The organism is Rhizobium sp. 22-785-1 (assembly GCF_053521965.1).
In genome coordinates, this window is record NZ_JBNWDI010000009.1 from 242,407 (window position 1) to 248,487 (window position 6,081).

A 6,081-nucleotide genomic window follows, 5' to 3' on the forward strand; every position below is an offset into this window, starting at 1 on the left:
TGGCTTGGGCCGTTTCGTGTCCGGTCTTCCGAACGGCCCCAACCTGGCAGGACCGGCGGGCGGGCTCAAGGACCCGGAGCGCAAAATCAAAACAAAGCCGGTACAAGGTTAACGCCGGGCTCACACGGCCCATTGCCGACAGTCGGCTCCGACGAGCCTCGGCATCCGAAGCCAAAAGGAAAAGGGCCGCAACGCGGCCCTCTTGAGTTCGGGAGGCCGAGGCCTTCGAGCAAGCTGCATCCTACCGGACGAGCGCCGGCGCCGGTTCAATCTCGACGACAGCGTCCTCCGCAAGCGACGGCACCTTGGCAAACGGCTTGCGTCCCCGAGGCGCCTCACGGCTGACCGTCATGAAGCCACCAGTCGCCTCTTCCAGCGCCGCGCCGAACCGCTCGATCGCCTCATCCGGGACATCGGCATCATTCCAGACCGCGTCCGGCATTGCAGGTTCTGCATCCTGACGATCGCCGGCGCCGTCCGCCTCTTCCAAAACCATCGGCTCGGAAACCGGAACAGCCGGCGCCGCGAGCGGCCAATCCGGCGCCCGCTCCTTCGACACCGCCCAGCCGAGGACCGGAAGCACATGCAGCGCAAGCCAGTCCCGCATCTCCTTCGACTTCGGCCAGGCATCGACCCCGCCCAATGTGTAGAGCGTGTCATTGACCTCGGCCCAGCCGGTCTTCTTCGGGAACTTCGTTGGCTTGGTGTTGCGGCCCCAATCGAGATCCGGCTCGATGAACAGGGCCAGGCTTTCGAGCTCCTGACGGGCGACGCGGGCGATGTCCTGGATTTCCTTCGCCAGCGCTTCCTTGATCACCCGGCTCTTGGCCAACGCAGTCTCGATCGCCTGGCAGATCGCGACGACATGGGCGATGAACGCCTTCAGACCCTCGCGGACCTTGGTGGCGATCAGTGCCTTCAGTCCGCCAACACCGCCGACGCGGTATTGGTCGCCCGTCTCCGGCTTGTCGCCGCCCTCCTCGCCGCCGGCCAGAATGGCCTTCACATCGGCGACCTGCAGACGCCCGTTCTCCTCCGCGAAGGAGATGGCCGCCTTAACCTGGTCGTCCGTTGCCGAACTCAGATGGAACAGCACCGTCGCCCCGACCGACAGATCGACCAGTTCGTCACGGTAGGGCGTGAGATTGCGGAACACCGCCGTGTAATTGCGGGCGCTGCGCGGTGCGAGGCCGCAGCGCATCTTCACCCACGTGTCGAACCGGCCGTCGGCCAGGAGGTCCGCGGCCTGGGCCAGATGATCGCCAAGCTCGAAAGTCTGCTCGGTCGTACGGCGGCCGAGGTCGAAGATATGGGCAGCGCTGGTTTCGAGTTGATCGCGCAGCGTCTGCCCGATGCCGTTGTCTTCATAGGAGAAGGCGGCGGTCGCGGTCGTCTTGTTGGTCTTTCTATGCATGGAAGTCTCCGGGTGACGAGATACTATAATATCCGATGAACTACTCATCGAATTACACTATTATCGCGCCAATATTACCGCCATGCAAATTCAAGTAAAAACAGAACTCAATATAGAGCCGCATTAATTCTTTATAATTGACTGCGCTTAAGCGATTATCGTTTCCAGTTATCTAAACATTTACCGATATAAACTTATTTCATTTATTATTTCGGAGATTTATTAATTATAAATGAACAATATTACTTATATCTCAAATCAAAGCGCGAAGCGGGATCACGCGACCACCTGCCTGAACGGCTTTGCCGAAGACGTGTCGGGGACAAAAAACGGAGCGCCAAGTAAATATGGCTATCTCCACCTCGCCCATGTGCAACGTCCGTTCTCCGTCATCCGCGAAGCCGATCACGCCGCGGCACACCCGCGCGGAGGATAGACGGAACCCGTCTCCGCGGATGGACCGTGGCCGGTAGCCAAGATGGCGGACATGCCCCGCGGCGGGCACCCGCAGCCGGAAACGGCTGGCAAGTCCAGTCAGGTTGCGCACACGTCATCTCAACGTATCCGCACGTTAAAACAAATTGCGGTCATTTGATTCCGGCTTCGAGATTTTTGATTCCGAACGCTGGTCATTTGATTCACGAACGCCGTTTGCCCCTCGCCAAGTCACCTCGACGTGTCTCAACGTGCCCGCAATGCATCTCAAGTTGCGCTCATTCGCTCAGAACCGCGGACAAACGATTCATAAACCGGGATTTCCGATTCCTTGCAAACGGCGTTGCCGGGCGGACGGTGGTCTGGCATCGGTGGCGGGGATTGATAGGGAAGAGTTTATGCCAGCCAAGTCCGAGGAGATCCGCAACCGCAAGCAGCGCGAGCGGCAGCAGAAGTTGCGCGACGCGGATCGCAAGGCCAAACGCCCCGGACGCGACGACGTTGCACGGACGGCACTGTTCATGGCGATCTCCGCCATGGCAGCCGAGGGAGCAACGGAAACGCTGGGAAAGTTTAAAAAACGGGTGGTCAGGATGCTGGTCAAGCAGGGCTTCGACGAGCACGAATCCCACACCGTCTTCGATGGGCTTGTCGAGAAGTACCGGGATGGCGACTGGCCGTTCCGGCGCAAGCTCCACCTGCTCTATCCTGATGGCGCCGATCAAGGCGACTGAGCAGTTCCGCTCTACCTGCCTGCGGGTTCCGGCCTTCGCTATCCCACGCTGCCGATGGAACGCCTGACGGCGTTTGCACAGTTTACGACTTCTCCCCCCATTACTCGGTTAAACGCCGTTTGATTGCTGAATCGGATTTACAGAGTGCTGGGGGGGACAGATCGCCCAAGATCAGCTCACCAGCATCCATCCGATTAGCTAAAATGCTATCGATCTGATTAAGCTCTGGTCAGCCAGATTTTGAAATAAACTTGGCTCCCTCCAGGCCGCCGCGTTGATTTCGCAAAGGGTATGGATAATGTCGCCGGCGGCTGAGGTGAACGCCTCGGCCGGAATGCGCACCAGCGGAAGCCCTTGCATGGCGGAAACTGGTTTTTGATTTGCTTTTTGCTAACCGGGACAATCTTGCAAGGGAGGACTCCTGGCGCGCTCGTGACACCGATGATCGAGTGGCGTACCGATTTTTTACAGAGGCTCTGGCCGGTGCGGACCGTCCTGCAGAGCATTGCCCAGCCTGTGTCACCTTATCCGTGTGGTGGCTTTACAGGCACAAAGAGATGGGATCGAGGGCGAACGGACGCCTGAGGGATCCAGAGTGGTAAGCGCATTCCTTCAACTCCACCCTGGATACGAAGGATCCGAACGTGCCCAACATCATCTACCTCCCGTCCGCACTCGGTGCGATCAAGACCCACCACCTCCACGACGTCGATAACGACACCAGGACCTACCCGTATGCTGCCCCGAGCGCGATCGCCTCGATTACCGGCGAGCCGCTTTCGCGCGTACGAGACGCCGTCCGGCTTGTTCGCTTCGGTGCAGGCTGGGTGCACCGTTCGCGGTCTCCGATCATCAACTATATGTCGGATACCGACATCGAGGAGACGATGCGGGCCCTGGGCTATGTCGGCGAGTGGCACGACGTTGCCGGCTATCCGACCCTTGCGGCCTATCTGAAGCATCGCACGGGCATTCAGAAGAGCCACCCCTGTATCGTTTTCCTGACCACGCACTGCGTCGCCGTTTGCGGCGGCCTGTTTTGCGGCCCTGCCAATAATGGCGTGATGGTCGACATCGACAGGGCTCCGGAGCGTCGCAAGCGGGTGAACGGCGTCTTCGTCGTCACCCACCGCATCGGCGCGGCCCACATCCCTTCGAAAGTGCCCTCACGCAAAAAGCCGGACCATCATACGGCAGAGGAGAAGCGCATGATCAAGGAACGGGACCGCCTGTTTCGCGAAGCCGTCAAGGCGGAGACCGGTGCAACGCGGATCATGGTGACCTCCACCGAAGTCTTCATTATCCGCCCCGCGGATACCGGCTGGACGTGGTGCGGCGCGCGCGATGGCGTCGCCGACAGCCTGCTCAAGCTTCAGGAGCATGGCTGGATTCGCGGCAACACCGATGCGGCCGCCGCCTATCGCACCGCGATGGGCTACTAGCCAGCGCTCACGAACAGCTCTTCATTGGCGGCAATAATTGCCGCCAGCCCCAGTGGACCAGCGGCCATGACGGCCCGGTATCGCAGCGGGGGCTCTCAAGTCCCCCGCTGCCGGCTACCATGTCCCCCACTTCGCCCATTCGAACGGAGATCACTCCATGGCCAAGACCGTCCTGTTTTACGCGCGCTATTCAACCGACCGCCAGAACGAAGTGTCGATCGAGACCCAGGTCGAGCTCGGCAAGACGTTTGTCGCCGACAGGGGCTGGAAGCTGGTCGAGACCTATGCCGATTCCGCGATCAGCGGAACTTCCTTCACATCACGCCCCGGCATCCAGCAGCTCCTGGCCCATGTGAAGCGCGAGCGGATCGATGTCGTGCTCTGTGTCACCGTCGATCGCCTGTCGCGCGACGTCGAGCACAGCTCGAAGATCCTGAAGGAACTCAACTACCACGACACGGCGATCTGGACGGTGCAGGCCGGCCAGCCGATCAGCCATATCGAGCTGCATATGCGCTCCACGCTCAGCCATGAACTGGTCGAACAGATCCGCTATCGCACCCGCGAAGGCATGAAGACGGCGGCGCGCAAGGGCAAGGCGACGACCCGCCTGTGCTACGGCTACCGCCTCGGCCAGCAGCGCGACGCCAACGGCGACCGGATCAGGGGCCTGCGCGAGATCGAACCGGCCGAGGCAGAGATCGTGCGCTGGATCTTCGAGCAATATGCAAACGGGGTCAGCCCGGCCGCAATTGCCCAGAGCCTCAATGCCCGCGGCGTGCCCGCGCCGCAGCACAAATACTGGCGCGACGACACGATCCGCGGCGACGGCAAACGCCAGACCGGCATTCTTCACAACGAACTCTATGTCGGCCGGATCGTCTGGAACAAGCAGAACTACCGCAAGAACCCGGAGACTGAACGACGAACCGCCCGTCTCAACGACAAAAGCGACTGGGTCGTGACGGAAGTTCCCGCCATGCGCATCGTCAGCGACGAACTCTGGGCGCGCGTAAAGGAACGGCAACTGACGACGCTCGAGAACTTCTCCCGCACGACCACCAACCGGCTGAACCGGACGCATCGACCGAGCTACCTGCTGAGCGGCATGCTGGAATGCGCCGAGTGCGGCGGCTCCTACGCCATCATGGCCAAGGAGCGCTACGGCTGCTCGAACCACAAGAGCAAGCTGCCGGTCGACGGCCTCGGCGGCGCCTGCTGCTCCAACCAGAAGACCATTCTGCGCAAGAATCTGGAGGATCGGGTTCTGTCCTGCCTCCCCGCTGCCTTTTTCGGGATGGGCGTGTTCGACGATATCGCCGAGGAGGTTCGCCGGACTATCGCAGCCTCGATCCGCAACGAACCCGACGAACGCCAGCAGATTGCCGGGGCGTTGAAGGCCGCCGAGCAGGAACAGCGCCAGATTATTCGGCAGATCAGCGACCGTGCCGCCGAGGGCCGCCCACGTCTGGCTGCGCTCGACGATATGCTCGACAATCTTGAAGAGCGCCGGGCCGGCCTCGAGGCCCGGCTGAAGCAAGAGCCGGCGGAGGAGGATTTCGGGGGGAGGATCAGGAAGCTGAAGGCGGAGGTCAGTCCCGAGGCCGTGGAGCGGGTCATCAATTCGGCCTTCTATTACATACGCGAGCACGCCGATACCGAGACCAAGCAGCCCTTCATCAACATCGTCCGCCAGTTCATCCAGAAGGTGGTCATCGGCAAGACCCCAGGCCACCAGCCGGCATCGCTTGAAGTCCACGGCCGGATCGCCAGTATCCTCGCGGCGATGGAAGCGGCAACGATCCTGGAGAAGCAGTTCGAGACGCTGAAGCAGCACGATTATCTGGAGAAGCTGCGCGCTGGCGAGCTTGAGACGGAGCCGAAACGCAAAAAGCTCCTCGACGCTTACGCGGAGGAGCTTTCTGAGAGACGACTTGAATGGCAAAACATTCAAGTCTCAGTGGTTGCGGGGGCAGGATTTGAACCTGCGGCCTTCAGGTTATGAGCCTGACGAGCTACCGGGCTGCTCCACCCCGCGTTGATTTTGAGCGATGTC

General features: G+C 60.9%; 4 protein-coding genes and 1 tRNA gene. 3 read left to right on the plus strand and 2 right to left on the minus strand.

Going from position 1 to position 6,081, the window contains the following annotated elements:
* Window positions 1-241: 241 nt before the first annotated feature.
* Window positions 242-1,414: a hypothetical protein gene (locus ACQZ5M_RS18315; RefSeq protein WP_449080463.1), complete on the minus strand. Its 1,173-nt coding sequence runs from the start codon at window positions 1,412-1,414 to the stop codon at window positions 242-244.
* An 833-nt stretch (window positions 1,415-2,247) separates the two neighbouring features.
* On the opposite strand from ACQZ5M_RS18315, the gene ACQZ5M_RS18320 reads away from it, so the two are divergent.
* The 3 genes from ACQZ5M_RS18320 (at window position 2,248) to ACQZ5M_RS18330 (ending at window position 6,030) form a co-directional block, all read left to right on the plus strand.
* Window positions 2,248-2,583 carry a hypothetical protein gene (locus ACQZ5M_RS18320; RefSeq protein ID WP_449080464.1) on the plus strand — a complete coding sequence of 112 codons (336 nt, stop codon included), beginning with the start codon at window positions 2,248-2,250 and terminating at the stop codon, window positions 2,581-2,583.
* A 644-nt stretch (window positions 2,584-3,227) separates the two neighbouring features.
* A complete protein-coding gene (locus tag ACQZ5M_RS18325; protein ID WP_449080465.1) occupies window positions 3,228-4,025 on the plus strand; it encodes a hypothetical protein in 798 nt (265 codons plus the stop codon).
* A 157-nt stretch (window positions 4,026-4,182) separates the two neighbouring features.
* Window positions 4,183-6,030 (plus strand): recombinase family protein, encoded by a 1,848-nt coding sequence (locus ACQZ5M_RS18330; RefSeq protein ID WP_449080471.1) that lies wholly within the window; start codon window positions 4,183-4,185, stop codon window positions 6,028-6,030.
* Here the strand turns inward: ACQZ5M_RS18330 and ACQZ5M_RS18335 are convergent.
* A tRNA-Met gene (locus ACQZ5M_RS18335) sits at window positions 5,987-6,063 on the minus strand. The two genes, ACQZ5M_RS18330 and ACQZ5M_RS18335, sit on opposite strands and share 44 nt — an antisense overlap.
* Window positions 6,064-6,081 lie beyond the last annotated feature (18 nt).

What these genes read in the sequence shown, in the direction of transcription:
- ACQZ5M_RS18315 (WP_449080463.1), bottom strand. Translation starts at nt 1,414, where the DNA reads ATGCATAGAAAGACCAACAAGACGACCGCGACCGCCGCCTTCTCCTAT.
- ACQZ5M_RS18320 (WP_449080464.1), top strand. Translation starts at nt 2,248, where the DNA reads ATGCCAGCCAAGTCCGAGGAGATCCGCAACCGCAAGCAGCGCGAGCGG.
- ACQZ5M_RS18330 (WP_449080471.1), top strand. Translation starts at nt 4,183, where the DNA reads ATGGCCAAGACCGTCCTGTTTTACGCGCGCTATTCAACCGACCGCCAG.